The organism is Faecalibacterium prausnitzii (assembly GCF_003287405.1).
Lineage (GTDB): Bacteria > Bacillota > Clostridia > Oscillospirales > Ruminococcaceae > Faecalibacterium > Faecalibacterium intestinale.
The window spans coordinates 339,879-357,070 of record NZ_PRLD01000001.1 but is presented as its reverse complement, the minus strand read 5'-3'; the positions used below and the strand labels follow the sequence as shown (position 1 = coordinate 357,070).

At 59.9% G+C, this 17,192-nt stretch carries 15 protein-coding genes and 2 tRNA genes; 13 read left to right on the top strand and 4 right to left on the bottom strand.

Features of this window, described 5'->3' with window-relative positions; all coding sequences use genetic code 11:
• Positions 1 to 10: 10 nt before the first annotated feature.
• On the bottom strand, positions 11 to 1,000 hold the full coding sequence (locus C4N24_RS01830) for an RING finger protein (protein ID WP_112090087.1): 990 nt from the start codon (positions 998 to 1,000) through the stop codon (positions 11 to 13).
• A 238-nt stretch (positions 1,001 to 1,238) separates the two neighbouring features.
• Between C4N24_RS01830 and prfB the strand changes: the two genes are divergently transcribed.
• From prfB to spoIVA, 3 genes are all read left to right on the top strand, one after another.
• Positions 1,239 to 2,360 carry a peptide chain release factor 2 gene (gene prfB, locus C4N24_RS01825; protein WP_112090086.1) on the top strand — a complete coding sequence of 374 codons (1,122 nt, stop codon included), beginning with the start codon at positions 1,239 to 1,241 and terminating at the stop codon, positions 2,358 to 2,360.
• A 173-nt stretch (positions 2,361 to 2,533) separates the two neighbouring features.
• Entirely contained in the window at positions 2,534 to 3,868 is a 1,335-nt protein-coding gene (gene aspS, locus C4N24_RS01820) for an aspartate--tRNA(Asn) ligase (protein WP_112090085.1), read from the top strand.
• Positions 3,869 to 4,223: 355 nt separating this feature from the next.
• Positions 4,224 to 5,717, top strand: coding sequence for a stage IV sporulation protein A (gene spoIVA, locus C4N24_RS01810; protein WP_112090084.1), 1,494 nt, complete (start codon positions 4,224 to 4,226; stop codon positions 5,715 to 5,717).
• 65 nt (positions 5,718 to 5,782) lie between these two features.
• On the opposite strand, the gene C4N24_RS01805 is transcribed toward spoIVA, so the two are convergent.
• Together C4N24_RS01805 and C4N24_RS01800 are read right to left on the bottom strand one after the other, a co-directional pair.
• Positions 5,783 to 6,334, bottom strand: coding sequence for a DUF4364 family protein (locus C4N24_RS01805; protein ID WP_112090083.1), 552 nt, complete (start codon positions 6,332 to 6,334; stop codon positions 5,783 to 5,785).
• 108 nt (positions 6,335 to 6,442) lie between these two features.
• Positions 6,443 to 7,378, bottom strand: a complete 936-nt coding sequence (locus C4N24_RS01800) for a S1 RNA-binding domain-containing protein (protein WP_112090082.1) — start codon at positions 7,376 to 7,378, stop codon at positions 6,443 to 6,445.
• A 201-nt stretch (positions 7,379 to 7,579) separates the two neighbouring features.
• Here C4N24_RS01800 and C4N24_RS01795 point away from each other — a divergent pair, with 201 nt between their 5' ends.
• The 7 genes from C4N24_RS01795 (at position 7,580) to C4N24_RS01765 (ending at position 13,711) form a co-directional block, all read left to right on the top strand.
• On the top strand, positions 7,580 to 7,771 hold the full coding sequence (locus tag C4N24_RS01795) for a DUF951 domain-containing protein (protein WP_112090081.1): 192 nt from the start codon (positions 7,580 to 7,582) through the stop codon (positions 7,769 to 7,771).
• Between the two features lie 50 nt (positions 7,772 to 7,821).
• The gene (prfA, locus tag C4N24_RS01790) at positions 7,822 to 8,907 is read left to right on the top strand and encodes a peptide chain release factor 1 (RefSeq protein ID WP_112090080.1); all 1,086 of its coding nucleotides are present in this window, start codon (positions 7,822 to 7,824) and stop codon (positions 8,905 to 8,907) included.
• A gap of 91 nt (positions 8,908 to 8,998) precedes the next feature.
• Positions 8,999 to 10,024: an L-threonylcarbamoyladenylate synthase gene (locus tag C4N24_RS01785; RefSeq protein WP_112090079.1), complete on the top strand. Its 1,026-nt coding sequence runs from the start codon at positions 8,999 to 9,001 to the stop codon at positions 10,022 to 10,024.
• Positions 10,021 to 10,638: a dephospho-CoA kinase gene (gene coaE, locus C4N24_RS01780; protein WP_112090078.1), complete on the top strand. Its 618-nt coding sequence runs from the start codon at positions 10,021 to 10,023 to the stop codon at positions 10,636 to 10,638. Before C4N24_RS01785 ends, coaE begins: the two co-directional genes overlap by 4 nt.
• Positions 10,635 to 11,300: a lytic transglycosylase domain-containing protein gene (locus tag C4N24_RS01775; protein ID WP_112090077.1), complete on the top strand. Its 666-nt coding sequence runs from the start codon at positions 10,635 to 10,637 to the stop codon at positions 11,298 to 11,300. Before coaE ends, C4N24_RS01775 begins: the two co-directional genes overlap by 4 nt.
• Before the next feature lie 24 nt (positions 11,301 to 11,324).
• On the top strand, positions 11,325 to 12,728 hold the full coding sequence (locus tag C4N24_RS01770; protein WP_112090076.1) for an aminopeptidase: 1,404 nt from the start codon (positions 11,325 to 11,327) through the stop codon (positions 12,726 to 12,728).
• A 137-nt stretch (positions 12,729 to 12,865) separates the two neighbouring features.
• Positions 12,866 to 13,711: a MerR family transcriptional regulator gene (locus tag C4N24_RS01765; protein WP_112090075.1), complete on the top strand. Its 846-nt coding sequence runs from the start codon at positions 12,866 to 12,868 to the stop codon at positions 13,709 to 13,711.
• 6 nt (positions 13,712 to 13,717) lie between these two features.
• Here C4N24_RS01765 and C4N24_RS01760 read toward each other — a convergent pair whose 3' ends face one another.
• Positions 13,718 to 14,569 (bottom strand): polysaccharide deacetylase family protein, encoded by an 852-nt coding sequence (locus tag C4N24_RS01760; RefSeq protein ID WP_112090074.1) that lies wholly within the window; start codon positions 14,567 to 14,569, stop codon positions 13,718 to 13,720.
• A 249-nt stretch (positions 14,570 to 14,818) separates the two neighbouring features.
• Here C4N24_RS01760 and C4N24_RS01755 point away from each other — a divergent pair.
• From C4N24_RS01755 to C4N24_RS01745, 3 genes are all read left to right on the top strand, one after another.
• Positions 14,819 to 14,902 (top strand) — tRNA-Leu (locus tag C4N24_RS01755).
• A 38-nt stretch (positions 14,903 to 14,940) separates the two neighbouring features.
• Positions 14,941 to 15,023: transfer RNA gene (locus C4N24_RS01750), tRNA-Leu, on the top strand.
• Positions 15,024 to 15,337: 314 nt separating this feature from the next.
• Positions 15,338 to 17,191 carry a sensor domain-containing diguanylate cyclase gene (locus C4N24_RS01745; protein WP_242983153.1) on the top strand — a complete coding sequence of 618 codons (1,854 nt, stop codon included), beginning with the start codon at positions 15,338 to 15,340 and terminating at the stop codon, positions 17,189 to 17,191.
• The last annotated feature ends 1 nt before the right edge of the window (position 17,192 follow it).

Below are 17,192 nucleotides of genomic sequence, written 5' to 3'. Positions count from 1 at the left end.
TGAACCATGGTCAGATAAAGGTGCCTACCAGTGCGTTCAGGTCCGGCCCCAGCAGCATGGAGCAAAGGCTGCCTACGATCATCAGCAGGATGAACGCGCCAATGCAGGCTGCAATGCTGACACCGCCCTGTGCGTTCAGCACAGCGCGGCGCTGCTCCGGATCCGGGAACTCGGCACGGATGCGGCGGATGCGTGCCGCAGCGCTGCGGCGGTAGAACCATTTGCCGTACAGCCCCCGCACCAGCATCAGTGCAAAGCTGAGGAAAGACATGATGCGGCTCAGCGCCACCAGTGCGGAAGCACTGATGCCGGCGGTCAGCGGGCTGCCGGTGGTCTGCATCATACTGATCAAAGTAGGGACGAACAGCAGCAGCTCTGCGGCCAGAAAGCCGAAAGCGGGCTTCCACGCCTTGCGGTAGAAAAAGTAGAACGGGCCGAACAGCAGCGCCGAAAAGCTCATGGAGATCTTGGAATGGCGCAGCTGCATCTGGCTGTAATCATTCAGATAGACCGGTGCAGCCGTGCCGATATAATCCACCCAGTCCTGATAAGGGACACCATCGATCAGCTCGTCCTTGCCAAAGGCCGCGCGCACGTTGCGGTGCACCGGGTCGATGACTTTTTCGGTAAAGCTGCGGTACATTTCGTCCCGGTACATCCCGCTGTAATCAAAATCCCGGTTCTGCTCGGCGCTGGCGGCAGCGCGGTCGTTGGGCTGCTCTGCGCTCTCGGGGGGCAGGGCAGCGCCGCAGCAGCGGCAGACGCTCTCGCTGCGCAGGGTACGCTCCCCACAGGCGGGGCAGGTGCGCAGCTGGGCATCCTGATAAGGGAACTTCCACTCGTAGCCTGCGCCATGGGCAGGGGCGTGGATGCACAGACCCATTTTTTCGTAACAGGTGCGGTGGTAGGGTGCACCGCAGTCCGGGCAGACCACGATGTCGTCCTGAAGGGTCAGCGGCTTGCCGCAGCCCTCACAGGGACAGCCATAATATTTCGGCATGATATCCTCCTGTGAAATCGATCATACTGGTATTATACTCCCCCGGGAATGAAAAGAAAAGGTGAAAATCTTTAAAAATCCGGCAAGATAGTATTTTTCCTCTTTACTTTATCACAGATTCTCGGTATACTAATGAAGTATCTGTGTATAAACTGTGTCTTTTGGCGGGGCTGAAAATGCACGCCGCCGGGACATTATCTGCTATGACGGAAACCCTTGAACGAGAGGAACTTAGAGAATGATCACGACTGATGAACTGAAGGTGCAGCTGGCCGAGCACGCCAAGGCCGTTAAGGACCTGGAAGAAGCACTGGCCATTGAAGCAAGCCGCAAGCGCGTGCAGGAGCTGGAGCACACCATGTCCCGCCCCGGCTTTTATGATGATGCAGAGCTGAGCAAAAAGGTGTTTGACGAGGTCGGCGACCTGAAGGGTAAGCTGAACCGCTTTGAAAAGCTGCAGGGTCTGTACGACGACGCCGAGACCATGCTGGAAATGCTGGACGAGGAGTACGACCCCGCCATGATCCCTGAAGCCGAGGAGGCTGTGAATACTGTGGGCAAGGCTGTGGAGGAGCTGCAGCTGATGACCATGCTGAACGGCGAGTACGACCACAGCAATGCCATCCTTACCTTCCACGCAGGCACCGGCGGCACCGAAGCACAGGACTGGGCCGAGATGCTGTACCGTATGTATAATAAGTGGGCACAGGCACACGGCATGACCGTGGAGGTGCTGGACTATCAGGACGGCGACGAAGCCGGCCTGAAGAGCGCTTCTATGATGGTCAAGGGCGCCAACGCCTACGGCCTGCTCAAGAGCGAGAACGGCGTGCACCGTCTGGTGCGTGTCTCTCCCTTTGACGCCAATGCCCGCCGCCAGACCAGCTTTGCTTCTCTGGAAGTCATGCCGGAGCTGGACAATACCATTCAGGTGGACATCCGCCCCGAGGATATCGAGATGCAGGTGTACCGCTCCTCCGGTGCCGGCGGCCAGCACATCAATAAGACCTCTTCTGCTGTCCGTCTGATCCACAAGCCCACCGGCGTCGTGGTCAGCTGCCAGACCCAGCGCAGCCAGTTCCAGAACCGCGACTACGCCATGGAAATGCTGAAGGCAAAGCTCTACCAGATCGCCAAGCAGCAGCACATGGATAAGATCGACGACATCAAGGGCGTGCAGAACGAGATCGCATGGGGTCACCAGATCCGCAGCTATGTGTTCATGCCCTACACCATGGTCAAAGATCACCGCACCAATTACGAGACCGGCAACGTGGATGCCGTGATGGATGGCGATATCGATGAGTTCATCTTCGCCTACCTCAAGGCCGCCAGCCGCGGCGAGCTGCAGGACGCATAAGCGCCCGCTCTTTTACAGATTTGGCAGAAAGGCTGCTGCACAGTGTTTTGTGCAGCGGCCCTTTTTGCGGTATGCGCGGCAGGGGCAGACTGAAATCAGGATATCTCTTGATTTATCCCCTGAAAAGCGTATAATAAAACAGTACACAAGACGTTAAAGGAGGATTCCTGTATATGGAACGCACCTATATCAATGAGGCTCAAAAGGCCATCGGCGGCACGGTGAAGGTGCAGGGCTTTATCGAGAACCTGCGCAACAGCAAGTATATGGCATTTATCGTGCTGAAGGATATTACCGGCAAGCTGCAGATCACGGTGGAAAAGGCCGACCACCCCGAACTGGTGGATATCATCGACCAGCTCACCCCGGACTCTGTCATCACCGTTACCGGCAAGGTGATGGAGAACGATTACGTCAAGATGGGCGGCGTGGAGATGATCCCCGAGAGCATTGAGGTGGAGAGCACCGCCGATGCACTGCCCATCGTCCGCAAGGAGATCGCAGCCACCAAGAAAAAGAAGGCTGTGGAGCGCTCCAGCATCGACCAGCGCATCGACTACCGCTGGATCGACCTGCGCACCGACGAGAACCAGCTGATGTTCAAGGCACAGAGCTGCTTTGTCAACGCCATGCGCAAGTTCCTGCTGGACCGCAACTTCATCGAGATCCACACCCCCAAGCTGATCGCTGCTGCCAGCGAGAGCGGCTCTGAGGTGTTCAAGGTGGACTACTTCGACCGCAACGCCTATCTGGCACAGAGCCCTCAGTTCTACAAGCAGATGGCTATGGCTGCCGGTTTTGAGCGTATCTTCGAGACCGGTCCCGTGTTCCGCGCCGAGAAGAGCTATACCAACAAGCACGCTACCGAGTTCTCCGGCTTCGATCTGGAGTTCAGCTACATCACCTCCTTCAAGGACGTGATGAAGATGGAAGAGGAGCTGCTGACCGCCGGTCTGCAGGCCGTTAAAGATAACTACGGCGAGCAGATCAAGGAGCTGTTCGGGCAGGAAGTCATCGTGCCCACCACCCCGTTCCCGGTGGTCAAGCTGGCAGACCTGTACAAGGCTCTGGAGGAAGAGTTCGGCTATACTGTGGACGAGAGCGAGAAGGGCGACCTGACCACTGAAGCCGAGCGTCTGAGCTACGACTGGGTCAAGAAGCACTACGGCCACGAGTTCCTGTTCATCACTGATTACTCTGCCGAGAAGCGTGCTTTCTACCATATGCGTGATGAGAACGGTGTGCCGCAGGGCTACGACCTGATCTGGCGCGGCGTGGAGATCACCACCGGTGCCCAGCGTGAGCACCGCTATGAAGTGCTGAAGAAGCAGGCCGAGGAGAAGGGTCTGGCCGAGGATGTCAAGTTCTATCTGGAGTTCTTCCAGTACGGCTGCCCGCCCCACGGCGGCTTCGGTCTGGGCATCGACCGCCTGACCATGCTGCTGTGCGGCCTGAGCATCAAGGACGCCGAGTTCCTGTTCCGTGGCCCCAACCGCCTGACCCCGTGATTTTATAAAACCTTTCCGAGAGCTGCTGTGTTTTGCACGGCAGCTCTTTTTTATAGATACTATAATTTTGGCTGGCTCGCCCTCTCAGTCAAATCCTTCGGATTTGCCAGCTCCCCCAAAGTGGGAGCCCTTGGCAGTCCACGCAAAGTTCATCTCTTTGCCAAGGCCTCTCCCTTTGGGAGAGGTGTCACCGTAGGTGACGGAGAGGGCGAGGATGCTGCCCTTATGCCCAGAGCAAAGCGGAGGGCATTTAAGATCGTTCCGGCATAATAAGCGCTCCCTTTTCATACGATACAACGAGCACACCCACCCCTACGGGCGCGGTGCGCAGCGCAACAGGAAGGGGAGAAGGACCTTGGAGAAACAGGAACAGAACAGCATCTGTCGCGAGATCGGCGCACGCACCGGCGGGGATATCTACATCGGTGTGGTGGGCCCGGTGCGCAGCGGCAAATCCACCTTTATCAAGCGGTTCATGGAGCAGCTGGTGCTGCCCGCAATGTCCGGCTCTGCCGCTGCCCGGGAGCGTGCCCGGGACGAGCTGCCGCAGTCGGCAGCGGGGCGCACCATCATGACCACTGAGCCAAAATTCATCCCGGAGACCGCCGTGCCCCTGCAGCTGGAGGGCGGCGGGGCGTGCCGGGTGCGGCTGATCGACTGCGTGGGCTACATGGTGGAGGGTGCCATGGGGCACGAGGAGGACGCAAAGCCCCGCATGGTCAAAAGCCCGTGGTTCGAGCAGGAGGTGCCCTTTGACCTTGCCGCAGAGACCGGCACCCGCAAGGTGATCTGTGAGCACTCCACCATCGGGGTAGTGGTCACCACCGACGGTTCGGTCAGCGACATCCCCCGGGCGGGCTACGCAGAAGCGGAAAGGAGGGTCATCACCGAACTGGAAGCGCTGGGCAAGCCCTATATCATCCTGCTCAACAGCACCCACCCGGACGCGCCGGAGACCCGGCAGCTGGCTGAGGGCATGGCGCGGGACTACCGCCGCACCGTGCTGCCGGTGAGCTGTGTGGACTTGGACGCCGCCATGCTGGGGGAGATCCTGCGGCGGGTGCTGTACGAGTTCCCTGTGCAGGAGCTGGATTTTGCTCTGCCCCGCTGGGTGACCATGCTGGAATCCGGGCACTGGCTGCAAACGCAGGTATACGCAGCCGCCATGCAGCTGGCAGAGCGGGTGTCCCGCATGAAGGATCTGCCCGCCGGAACGGACGCTCCTGCGCTGGAATGCGAGGCTGTGCAGCGCTCGGCGGTGGCAGGGGCAGACCTTGCCGCCGGCAGTGTGCGGGTGAGCGTGGAGCTGAAGCCGGAGATCTTTTATCAGGTGCTCAGTGAGCAGACCGGGCTGGACATCGGGGATGAAGCCGGGCTGATGCCCTGCATCATGGAACTTGCCCGGGCAAAGCGCGCCTACGAGAAGGTGCGCAGTGCCTTGGAGCAGGTGGAAGCCACCGGCTACGGCATCGTGATGCCCTCCATCGACGAGCTGCATCTGGAACCACCGGAGATCGTGCATCAGGACGGGCGCTGCGGCGTCCGGCTGCAAGCCTGTGCGCCCTCTATCCAGATGATGAAAGCCACCATCCACACGGAGCTCAGCCCCATCGTGGGCACCGAGAAGCAGAGCGAGGACTTGGTGCAGAGCCTGCTGGCCGACTTTGCGGACGACCCGGTGCAGCTGTGGGAGTCCAACATCTTTGGCAAAAGCCTGCACGAGCTGGTGAACGACGGGCTACAGAACAAGCTGCTGCACATCCCGCAGGAAGCCCGCACCCGCCTGCAGGAAACGCTGGAACGGGTCATCAACGAGGGCTGCACCGGGCTGATCTGTATCCTGATCTAGGGTGTATCTGAAAAAATCCCCGCCCGCCGTAAGTTCTGCTTGCGGCGGGCGGGGATCGTTCTGCTTTATTTTTCTTCCTCGGTCAGCTTGTTGATCAGCAGCTGATAGATCTCGTTGCCCTTCAGGATGAACTGCTTTTTCACCAGTTCGGCGCTCAGCCGGTCGGGCGCGCCCAGTTCCAGGCAGAACAGTTCGCTGTCCAGCCCCTTTACGGTGCAGCGCACGGTGCAGTGACCGTCTGCCTTTTCGGTGATGCGGGCGCTGTATTTGGCCTCCTTGCGGGCCCATGTCTGGCAGCGCAGCACGGCGGCCACCGCCCGCTCCCGCACGGTGCGGGGCAGATCGTAGGCCAGCTCCTGCGCCACCTTGCGGCCCTTGTCAGTAATGGCATAGCTGTCGCCGGTCAGGGTGACCAGCTCCTGCTTTGTGATATCGTCCAGACAGGAGCCAATCTCAAAATAGTTGACAAGGGCTTCCTCCATCAGGGCGTTCTCAATCTCCTGCCGGGTAATGGGACCGGCGTTTTTCACCAGATAACACAGCAGCAGCCGGATCTCGGTGCTGCTGGTCAGGCCGCCGGGACGGACACCGGCGGTAAAAGCATCATTGGCGCTCATCGTTCCTTACATCCCCCTTGCGCTTTCACATGGTATCAAAGGCCTGCGCCGCTGCGGAAAGGGCGGGCAGCGGGCAGACAAAAACTCTTTCTATTAGTATAAAGGCTTTCAGCCCGGATTGCAAGCCGCAACGGCAAAATCTGTCTCAATGCGCTTGGGACATTCCGGTGTGGAGTACACCCACCGGTCCAGATGCCCCTCGGTGACAAAGTACCGCAGCTCAAACCGGTGGGACTGGCTCAGGGCGTGGTTCACGATGACCAGCTTGATCTTCATCTTCTCCGGCAAAATGTTTTTGATGTAGACGCTTACCGCCTGCCCGGGAGCAAGACCGGTGCAGCTTTCCGCAAGGCCGGCAAGGTTCGGCGCGATCTCTACAAAGGTGCCGTATTCCTCCACGCTGCGCACGATGCCCACCACCGTTTCGCCTACGGTGAACCGGGCGGCATTCTCCGCCCATGTGCCCAGCAGCTCCCGGATGGTCAGCACAAAGCGCCCCTGTGCGTCCCGGTTTTTGATGGCGCACAAGATCTGCTGCCCTACGCTTACCCGGTCGGCAGGGGAGGAGATGCGGCTTACCGACATACAGTCGATGGGCAGCAGGGCGCTGATGCCGCAGCCTACGTCACAAAACGCGCCGAACGGCTCGATGTGGGTCACTGTGCAGGGCAGGATGTCCCCGGGCGAGAGAGTGTCCAGATACTCTGCCTTGCACAGCTGCTGCGCCTTGGCGCGGGATAGCCGGTAGCAGGGCGCACCGTCCTCGTCCGTTTCCAGCCCCTCGATGACAAAGCAGGTGGGGCGTCCCACCCGGGTCAGCACCGCAATATCCCGCACAGTGCCGGTCTCGGCACCGTCTGCGCACTGGGCAAAGGGCATTACCGCCTTTACGCCGCCTAACTCAAACCGCAGCTGCCGCCGGGTATCAAAGGCAAGGGCGGTGGCCTGCAAAATCTCGCCGCTGGCCATGGCAGCCCGCAGTTCGGCAGGGGACAGGCGGGCGGCAGAACGGTAACTGTTTTCGGTACGATAAGCTTGCATCATGTTTCATTCCTCTTTCTATATAGTTTTCGGGTCTCTGTGCGATGCTACAACGATATGCAGCAGTGTGCGCAGATATTTGCATTTTGTGCGGCTTTGCATTATACTATATCTGTATGCGCAGCACCCGCTATGCGGGCGGCGGCACACACTGGCTCTGCCGGGCGTCTGCGCGGCAGAAAAGAAGGGAGAGGTCGGATAAATATGGACATCGCTGTGGGCGATACCATCCTCACCCGCAAAAAGCACCCCTGCGGGGCATCCAGCTTCGAGGTGCTGCGGGTGGGCATGGATTTTAAGATCCGCTGCACCGGCTGCGGACGCGAGGTCATGCTGCCCCGCGCCAAAATTGAAAAGAACATCAAAAAGGTGATAAAGCCCGGCAGCGCGCAGTAGCGCAGCCAACGCACCCGAACCGGAACGAATTTGTAAGGAGAACTGCAAGGATGCAAGATATTTCTTCCCGGATGGATGCGGTCTGCCGCCGCTTTGAGGAGCTTTCCATGCGGCTGAACCAGCCCGATACCGCCGCCGACCCGGCACTGTTCCGCAAGCTGATGCGGGAGTACCACGACACCGAGCCGGTGGTGGAGGCTTACCGGGACTGGCAGACCGCGCTGGATCATCTGGCGCAGGCCAAAGCTCTGCTGGAGGAGTCCGGAACACTTGACCCGGACTTCAAGCAGATGATACAGCAGGAAATCAGCGAAAAAAGTCAAGATGTGGCAAAGCTGGAAAATAATCTCAAAATTTTGCTGTTGCCCAAGGACGTGAACGATGGCAAAAACGTCATCATGGAGATCCGCGGCGGTGCCGGCGGCGAGGAAGCCGCCCTGTTTGCCCACAGTCTGCTGCGGATGTACACCATGTACGCCCAGAACCGCGGCTGGACGCTGGAAGTGCTCAACCTGAACGAGACGGAGCTTGGCGGCGTAAAGGAAGCCATCGTCTCGGTGGACGGCGCAGGTGCGTATAACCGCCTCAAGTACGAGAGCGGGGTGCACCGGGTACAGCGTGTGCCGGAGACCGAGACCCAAGGCCGCATCCACACCTCAACCGCCACCGTGGCGGTAATGCCGCAGGCAGAGGAGGTGGACTTTGCGCTGGATATAAAGGACCTGCGCATCGATACCTTCCGCTCCTCCGGTGCGGGCGGTCAGCACATCAACAAGACCTCCAGTGCCATCCGCGTGACCCATATCCCCACAGGTACGGTGGTGGAGTGCCAGAACGAGCGCAGCCAGTTCCAGAACAAGGATAAAGCATTGGAGATCCTGCGCAGCCGGTTGCTTGCGCAAAAGCAGAAGGAGCAGCAGGACGCCATCAACGCCCAGCGTCAGGGGCAGGTGGGCACCGGCGACCGCAGCGAGAAGATCCGCACCTACAACTTCCCGCAGGATCGCTGCACCGACCACCGCATCGGCCTGACCGTCCACAATCTGGAAAAGATCATGGACGGTAATCTGGACGAGGTGATCGACGCCCTTGCCACCCGCGAGCAGACCGAAAAGCTGCAAAAGCTGGGTGGATAAGCGCCGGTTCAGCAGATGCAGAATGACCGTAAAACGATAGAAAAGTCTGACAAGCAACTATACTTTACAGATAGAAAGAACGATGATTCGTATGAAAATCAAAACCAGAGTTTTGCCTGCCGATGAAGCAGGAGTCGCCGAAGCCGCGCAGCTGCTGCGGCAGGGACAGCTTGTAGCCCTGCCCACCGAGACGGTCTACGGCATTGCCGCCGATGCCCGCAACGGCGCGGCGGTGCGCGATATCTTTGTAGCCAAGGGACGCCCGCAGGATAACCCCCTCATCGTCCACGTCACAGGGCCGGAGATGCTGCCGGGTCTTGTCAGCGAGGTGCCGGAGCGTGCCCAGCTGCTGATGGCAGCTTTCTGCCCCGGACCGCTGACCATCATCATGCCGCGCGGGTCGGAGGTGGCAGATGAATGCTGCGCCGGGCTGGATACCGTGGGCATCCGTATGCCCAGCCACCCGGTGGCGCGGGCAGTCATCCAGCAGAGCGGCTGCGCCTTTGCCGCCCCCAGCGCCAACCTTTCCGGTAAGCCCAGCCCCACCAACGCGCAGGACGTGTTCACCGATATGGACGGCCGCCTGCCGCTGATCTTGGACGGCGGCGAGTGCGATGTGGGTGTGGAGAGCACCGTGGTGTCGGTGGTGGGGGAGAAACCCACCCTGTTCCGCCCCGGCCATATCACGCTGGAGGACTTGGAACGCGCCCTCGGCGAAGAGGTAGAGGTGTCCAAGGCCATTCTGGAAAAGCTGCCGGAGGGCGCCGTGGTGCGCAGCCCGGGCATGAAGTATAAGCACTACGCCCCCAAGGCCGATGTGACCCTGCTCAACGGCACCTTTGAGCAGTTCAAGGCCTATGTGGACGCCCATAAAAACGAGAACCCCAGCTGCCTGTGCTTTACCGGCGAAAGCGCAAAGCTGGATGTGCCCTGCGTGGAATACGGCCGCGAGGGGGACGGTGCCGATCAGGCAAAGCACATCTTCCGCTCCCTGCGGGCGTTGGATGAGCAGGGCGATGGCGTGGTCTACGCCCGTTGCCCGCAAAAGGATGGCCTGTCCATGGCGGTGTACAACCGCCTGATCCGCGCCGCCGCCTTCCGGGTGATCGACCTATGATAACTTTAGGCATCACGGGGCGCAGCGGCTGCGGCAAGTCCACGGTTACGGCGGTATTTGCCGCCCACGGCGTGCCGCTGGCAGACGCCGACCAGCTCAGCCGGGAGATCTTGCTGCCCGGCTCGCCGCTGCTGCCGCAGCTTGCGGCACGGTTCGGCGGGGAGATCCTCCGCCCGGACGGTACGCTGGATCGCCGCCTGCTGGCTGACCGTGCCTTTGCCACCCCGGAGGGCAAGGCCGCGCTGGACAGCCTGACCCACCCCGCCATCGTGGCACGCATCCGCGCGGCAAAGCAGGCGGCACAGGCCGCCGGAGCGTCCCTTTTTGTGCTGGACGGGGCGGTCATCGTGGGCACGGCGGCGCAGGCCGAGTGCGACCGCCTGTGCGTGGTCACTGCACCCTTTGAAATCAGCGTGGCGCGCATCGTGGCGCGGGACGGCATCTCGCCGGAGATGGCTGCCCGCCGACTGAACGCCCAGACCCCGGAACAGACCCTGACCGCACAGGCGGACTACACCCTGCACAACGACGCCGGGCTGGAGGCGCTGCAAGCCGCAGCCGCCCGCCTGTGTGAGCGGCTGCAGGCAGAAGGGGGCGTGACGGCAGCGCTTTGAACGAACAAAATTATGAAAAAGTCTACGACCCTATCGCCGCCCGGGAGCGCCGCGCCGCGCGGGAAAAACTGCATCGCCGCAAACAGCAGCGCCGCCGCCGGATGGTGCGGAGACTGGTCGCTTTGTGCTTGGCAGTGGTGCTTACGGTGTGTGCCGTGCCGCCCCTGTGCAACCGGGCAGAGCGGCTTTTGTACCCCCGCAAGTACGAGCAGCTGGTGGAAAAATGGGCAGCCGCCTACGAGCTGGATCCGCTTTTAGTCTACGCCTTTATCCGCACCGAAAGCGGCTTTGACCCGCAGGCTACTTCCAGCGTGGACGCCCGCGGTCTGATGCAGATGACCGAGGAGACCTTTCTCTGGATGCGCAGCAAGATCGCCCCGGAGGAGCCGCTGACCTTTGCCGACCTCTACAGCCCCGACACCGCCATTCGCTTTGGGTGCTATTACCTGCACCTTTGCATGGTGCGCTACAAAGGGGATGTATCCACGGCGGCAGCGGCTTACCACAGCGGCTGGGGCACGGTGGATCAGCTGCTGCAAATGGAGGAACACTCCGCAGACGGGGAGACCCTGCAGGGCTTTCCCTATAACCAGATGCACCACTACGTCAACAAGATCACCGCCTGCTACCAGACCTATCAGCGTCTGTACGCAGGTCAATGATAAAAAGTTAAGGAGCAAAAAATCATGAGTGAGAAACTTACTGCAAAAGAGTACGCCGAAAAGCTGCTCTACACCCCCGAATACGCTGCCGACAAGCAGGCAGATGTAAAGGAAAAGGCTGCTGCCTTTGCTGAGGGCTACAAGAAATTTATGGACAGCGCCAAGACCGAGCGCGAGGCTGCCGTTGTCAGCGAGCAGATGCTGCTGGCTGCCGGCTACAAGGCTTTTGAGCCCAAAAAGGCTTATGCCCCCGGCGAGAAGGTCTACTTCATTCAGGAGAACAAGGCCGTTGTGGCGGCTACCATCGGTCAGAAGCCCTATGAGGAGGGTTTCCGTCTGGTCATCGCCCACATCGACTGCCCCCGTCTGGATCTGCGCCCCAACCCCCTGTACGAGTCTGACCACATGAGCTACTTCCGCACCCACTACTACGGCGGTGTGCGCAAGTACCAGTGGGCTACCATCCCGCTGGCCATCCACGGCGTGTTCACCCGCGCCGACGGTTCCAGTGTCAACTTTGCCATTGGTGAGGACGAGAACGATCCCGTGTTCTGCATCACCGACCTGCTGCCCCATCTGGGTGCCGAGCAGAACGAGCGCAAGCTCAGCGAGGGCATCAAGGGCGAGGAGCTGAACGTGCTCATCGGCTCTGACACCGTGGAGGAAGAGGACGTCAAGGAGGCTGTCAAGCTGAACACCCTCATCCTGCTGAACCAGAAGTACGGCATTACCGAGCGCGACTTCACCCGCGCCGAGATCGAGGTGGTGCCCGCTGCCAAGGCACGCGACGTGGGCTTTGACCGCTCCATGATCGGTGCCTACGGCCACGACGACCGCGTGGATGCTTACCCCGCACTGCTGGCCGAGATCGAGACCAAGGACCCTGTGCACACCACCATCTGCGTGCTGACCGATAAGGAAGAGATCGGCTCCGACGGCGTGACCGGTATGCAGAGTATGTATGTGTTCCACTTTATGCAGCTGCTCTGCCGCGCTGCCGGCCAGGACGACATTCTGGCCTTCCGCAACAGCGTGTGCCTGTCTGCGGACGTGACCGCCGCCTTCGACCCCTCCTGGGCAAGCGCCTTTGAGAAGCAGAACGGCACCTACGCCGGCCGCGGCATTGCCATCTTCAAGTACACCGGCAGCCGCGGCAAGAGCTCTGCCAGCGATGCCAACGCCGAGCTGCTGGGCGACATCACCCGTATGCTGGATGCCAACAACGTGGCATGGCAGATCGGCGAGATGGGCCGTCTGGATCTGGGCGGCGGCGGCACCATTGCCAAGTATGTGGCAAACCGCGGCATCAAGGTGCTGGATATGGGTGTGCCTGTGCTGTCCATGCACTCTCCCTTTGAGGTCATCCACAAGACCGACCTGTACATGGCTTACCGCACCTTCTCTGTGTTCTGCCAGTCTGCTGACTGATTCCCCGCGCTGACGGATATTTTGCATTAAAAAACCGAGCTGCCTGCACATTTTTGTGCGGCGGCTCGGTTTTTTTGCGCAAAAGCCTTGACCTTCAACCGGCTTTAAGGTGTAATGTAAGGGCGGAGGTGAAGCAAATGAACATCAAACAGGCTTCCGAACAAAGCGGCGTGTCCGCCCCGAACATCCGCTTTTACGAAAAAGAAGGGCTTCTCACACCGGCACGCAGGCAGGGCAATGACTACCGCGATTACACCGCCGGGGATGTCCGCACGCTTAAACTTATCCGTATGCTGCGGATGCTGGATGTGCCGCTGCCTACCATCAAGGCGGTACTGCGCGGGGAACAGCCCCTGCAACAGGCGCTGCAAGCCCAGCAGACCGTGCTGGAGCAGCAGGCGGCGCAGCTGGCGGTAGCCATGCAGTTCTGCGCCGACCTTGCCCGGCAGGCTCCGCAGATGGACACACTGGACGTGGACGCCTGTCTGACCCGCATGGAAAGCCCCGCCCCGCAGCAGGGGTTCTTCTCCGGCTGGCTGCAGGATTACTGCACGCTGGCGCAGGTGCAGCATCAGAAGCACTTTTTCTTTATCCCGCAGGGCAGCATCAACACCCCGCAGGAGTTTACAGCGGCGTTGCAGGCTTATGCAGAGGAAAAGGGAATGCAATTCGCCCTGACCAAAGAGGGAATGTACCCGGAGTTTTCGCTGGACGGCATCGCGTATAAAGCCTACCGCAACCCGGGCAAGTACCGGGACGAGATCTGCTGCGATGCCATGCACCCCGAGCAGCTGGACGCAGGACTGCCGCCCCGGCGGGAGAAGCTGCTGCGCATCCTGCGGATCGCTATGCCGCCGGTGTGCACCTTTTCCGCCATTCTGGCGGCAGGGTGGGTGGTCACCGGCGGTGCAGGCTGGCTCTGGCTTGCGGTGCTGGTCTCTGCCGGGGTGCTGCTAGGGCGTTGCCTTGAAAGGTGGCTGTAAGGCGCGTTACCCCAGCGGCAGCGCCTCGGCTACGGTCAAAAAGGCATAGCCGTTGTCCGCATACCACCGGATGATATCCGGCAGTGCTTCGGCGGTGGTGCGGGTGGTGGCAGAGTCGTGCATCAGCACCACGCAATGGGTCTGCTCGCCGGTTTCCCGCACCACATTGCGGTAGATGGTATCCGCACTGGGGTGCCCACCCACGGCGTCCTCGGCGCAGACGTTCCAGTCCACCCACTGCCAGCCGCGCTGCTCTACCTCGGTTTTTAACTGCTGCATCAGCCCCTTGCCGCCGTAACGGCGGCTCACGGTGTTGGTGCTGCCGCCGGGAAAGCGCAGGTATCGGATGCTCTCTGCATCCACATAGGGGGCAATGCGCTCCTTCAGCAGGGCGATATCCTTCCAGTAGGCGGCGCTGTTGCGGTAGATGTCGCTGTATTCGTGGGAGGCAGAGTGCAGCGCGATCTGGTGCCCGGCGGCAGCGGCCTGCGTGAGCAAAGGCAGATATTTCTCGTTGTAGCCGGTAGCTACCACAAAAAAGGTGCCGTGCACCCCGGCGGCATCCAGAGCCGCCAGCACCTCCGGGGTGGTCTTGCTGGGACCATCGTCAAAGGTCAGGCAGACCCATTTTTCCGGCAGGGAAGGAGCGGCGGGCGCACCGGTATCGGATGCAGCAACAACCGGTGCGGCAGGAGAAAAGGGCGAAAAATCTGGTGCGGCGGTCAGCTCGTTCAGCTTGCAGCCCGCCGGTGCGCGTACCGGCATCAGCCACCCCGCCGCAAACGCTGCCAGTGCTGCTGCCAGCAGCCCGCCCCATAGTCCGATGCGCCCGCCGGTGCGCCGCACAAAAAGTTTCATACACGAACCCCCTCCTTTGCTCTGGGCGCAGCGCCGCAGGCAGGCTTTCCGCGCACAAATGACCTGTGAAATTGCCCGGAAAGCTGCCTTTGCGCGCACTCTGCGCTGCTATTATAGATATGAAACTTAAAAAAACTTATGAGAAACAAAGAAACCACTTGACGAATTGCCGGAAATGTGTTACTATATGCAAGCAGTCCGCACCAACGGTTTTCTACCTCAAAAACCGGAGAACTGTACAACAGGTATGCGAGGGTGGCGGAACTGGCAGACGCGCACGTTTGAGGTGCGTGTGGTTTATCCTTGGGGGTTCGAGTCCCCTCCCTCGCACCAGAAGGCAAGTCGGTTTTTGACTTGCCTTTTTTCTATGAGCAGAAGTGGTGGAATGGCAGACACGCTGGTTTTAGGCACCAGTTCCTAGTGAGTGAGGGTTCAAGTCCCTTCTTCTGCACCAGCTAAAAGACCCGCAGCAGCCCTGAAAGGTTCAAGTGCGGCCTGCGGGTCTTTTGCTTTTTATGTGCGCTGAAAAGCGGCAGAGAAAAATGGCACGAAACGCCCTTTAAATGACACGAAACGCCCCGGGAATGTGTTGACCGGCTTTTTTCAGAATGGTATAATTTTAAGGGAAAGGTGTCATTTTATGCGGAAACTGACACACGGTATTTGTGCATATTTTAAAGCTTTGTGCGCCTGGCTTTGATGTAAGGATCAGGGAAAGCGTATACGGGAAGAAACTTGGCTACGGGGCAGTCAGGGGGAAACGACCATATGAAGAAGAAACGAAAAAATATCCTGCTCATAGCGGGGATGCTGCTGGCACTGCTGGTCGGCATCCTTGTTTACACTGATTATACGCAGGAGCAGATCTATCAGGAAAGCACGGAAAACCTGCTTTCCACCTATGGGCAGTCTGCCAAGACCTTTACCATGTTTGCGCAGCGCAACTGGAACATCCTGACCGACTGGGACAGCTACCTGGGCACCCTTGCGGAGCGGGGAGAACAGGAGGGGCAGTGGCAGGAGTATATCGCCCAAAAGGCTACCTGGCAGTACACTGATTTTTATCTGTTCAACGAGCAGTGCGAGTTTTGGACCACCGCCGGGCGGCAGGGCACGGCAGAGCATATGAGGGCGGCTTTTGAGGAGCTGTATACTGCAAACGAGCCGATGATCACCAGCTACACCTCTAGTCAGGGCGTCCGCAAGATCATGTTTGCCATGCCTATGGAACAGCCCTTGCAGCTGGGTGACACCACCTATACGGCGCTGGCGGTCAGCTACGACAACGCCGTGCTGGAAAAGCTGCTGGGCAGCATGGTCTATGAGGGACAGAGCGATTGCTATATTGTGCGCTCAAACGGCGATGTGGTGCTTTCCACCGAGACAAAGACCGAGATCCCCGAGCAGATGACTAACCTTTTTGACTATCTGAGCCAGAACGCCAAGGTGGATCAGCCTTACTTTGACACCATGGTGCAGACCCTGCCGCAGGGCGGCGAGGGCTGTGCGCTGTACACCTTGAATAAACAGAGCTATTACCTGATCTATCAGCCGCTGGGCATTCTGGATTGGGGCATCATCGGCATCGTGCCCACCGGGGTGGTGGATGCCGGGATGCGCCGGGTGCAAAACGCTACCATTTTAGTCATTGCGCTGCTGGGGCTTCTGATCATGGCAGGCGTGGTAAAGATCCAGCGTGACGCCGAGCGCAACCGCCGCAGGGAGCTGGAGCGCCGCCGGGAAAAGAGTGATATGATGTTTGCGGGCATGGCGCGCGTTGTGGAGCGTTTTGCAGTGTGCGATCTGGACCGTGACCGCTACCAGTACTACGAGCGGCACGGAGAAGCATTGTACCCGCCGGAGGGCTCTTACCAGCAGCTGCTGGAGCAGATATCGCGCAAGTATGTGGTGCTGACCGACAGCGAAAACGCCAAGATCCCCCAGATGCTGGCCCCGGAGAACCTGCGCAGGCAGATCAAAACGGACAACGACTCCCTCAAGCTGGAATACGCCGCCCGCGATAAGAGTGCATTTTTCATGATGACGGTGGTTCCCATGGCGTGGAAGGGCGACCGCCTGACCCGCGTGATGATGATCGTGCAGGATATGGGAGAGCAGCACCTGCTGCAAAGCCTTGCCAACACCGATGGCCTGACCGGCCTGCTGAACAAGCGCTATTTTGACCGGGTGCTGACAGTGCTGGAACAGCACTGCCAGCCCTTTGCGCTGTTCTATATGGACTTGGACCGCTTCAAGCCGGTCAACGATACCTACGGTCATGATGTGGGCGATGAGCTGCTGAAGGGCGTTGCCCAGCGGCTGCAGGGATGCATCCGCAGCCGGGACTACGCTTTCCGTCTGGGCGGCGACGAGTTCGCCCTGCTGCTGCTCGGCCCGATGACGCAGGAGACCTGCGCCCGCAAGATGGACATGATCTGTGAGATGATCGCCGTGCCCTACGAGATCGACGGTAACGCCGTAAGCGTAGGTGCCAGCTGCGGCTATGCCTTGTACCCCGCCGAAAGCATTGATGTACAGCAGGTGTGCTACATCGCCGATCAGCGGATGTACGAGAATAAGCAGAAAAACCACGCCAGACAGGACGGCGCGGAAGGCATTTAAA

Coding starts and splice junctions, on each gene's coding strand:
- C4N24_RS01785 (WP_112090079.1), top strand. CDS start 8,999: ATGAAAATCAAAACCAGAGTTTTGCCTGCCGATGAAGCAGGAGTCGCC.
- C4N24_RS01760 (WP_112090074.1), bottom strand. CDS start 14,569: ATGAAACTTTTTGTGCGGCGCACCGGCGGGCGCATCGGACTATGGGGC.
- coaE (WP_112090078.1), top strand. CDS start 10,021: ATGATAACTTTAGGCATCACGGGGCGCAGCGGCTGCGGCAAGTCCACG.
- aspS (WP_112090085.1), top strand. CDS start 2,534: ATGGAACGCACCTATATCAATGAGGCTCAAAAGGCCATCGGCGGCACG.
- C4N24_RS01745 (WP_242983153.1), top strand. CDS start 15,338: ATGAAGAAGAAACGAAAAAATATCCTGCTCATAGCGGGGATGCTGCTG.
- C4N24_RS01795 (WP_112090081.1), top strand. CDS start 7,580: ATGGACATCGCTGTGGGCGATACCATCCTCACCCGCAAAAAGCACCCC.
- C4N24_RS01770 (WP_112090076.1), top strand. CDS start 11,325: ATGAGTGAGAAACTTACTGCAAAAGAGTACGCCGAAAAGCTGCTCTAC.
- C4N24_RS01765 (WP_112090075.1), top strand. CDS start 12,866: ATGAACATCAAACAGGCTTCCGAACAAAGCGGCGTGTCCGCCCCGAAC.
- C4N24_RS01805 (WP_112090083.1), bottom strand. CDS start 6,334: ATGAGCGCCAATGATGCTTTTACCGCCGGTGTCCGTCCCGGCGGCCTG.
- prfA (WP_112090080.1), top strand. CDS start 7,822: ATGCAAGATATTTCTTCCCGGATGGATGCGGTCTGCCGCCGCTTTGAG.
- prfB (WP_112090086.1), top strand. CDS start 1,239: ATGATCACGACTGATGAACTGAAGGTGCAGCTGGCCGAGCACGCCAAG.
- C4N24_RS01830 (WP_112090087.1), bottom strand. CDS start 1,000: ATGCCGAAATATTATGGCTGTCCCTGTGAGGGCTGCGGCAAGCCGCTG.
- C4N24_RS01800 (WP_112090082.1), bottom strand. CDS start 7,378: ATGATGCAAGCTTATCGTACCGAAAACAGTTACCGTTCTGCCGCCCGC.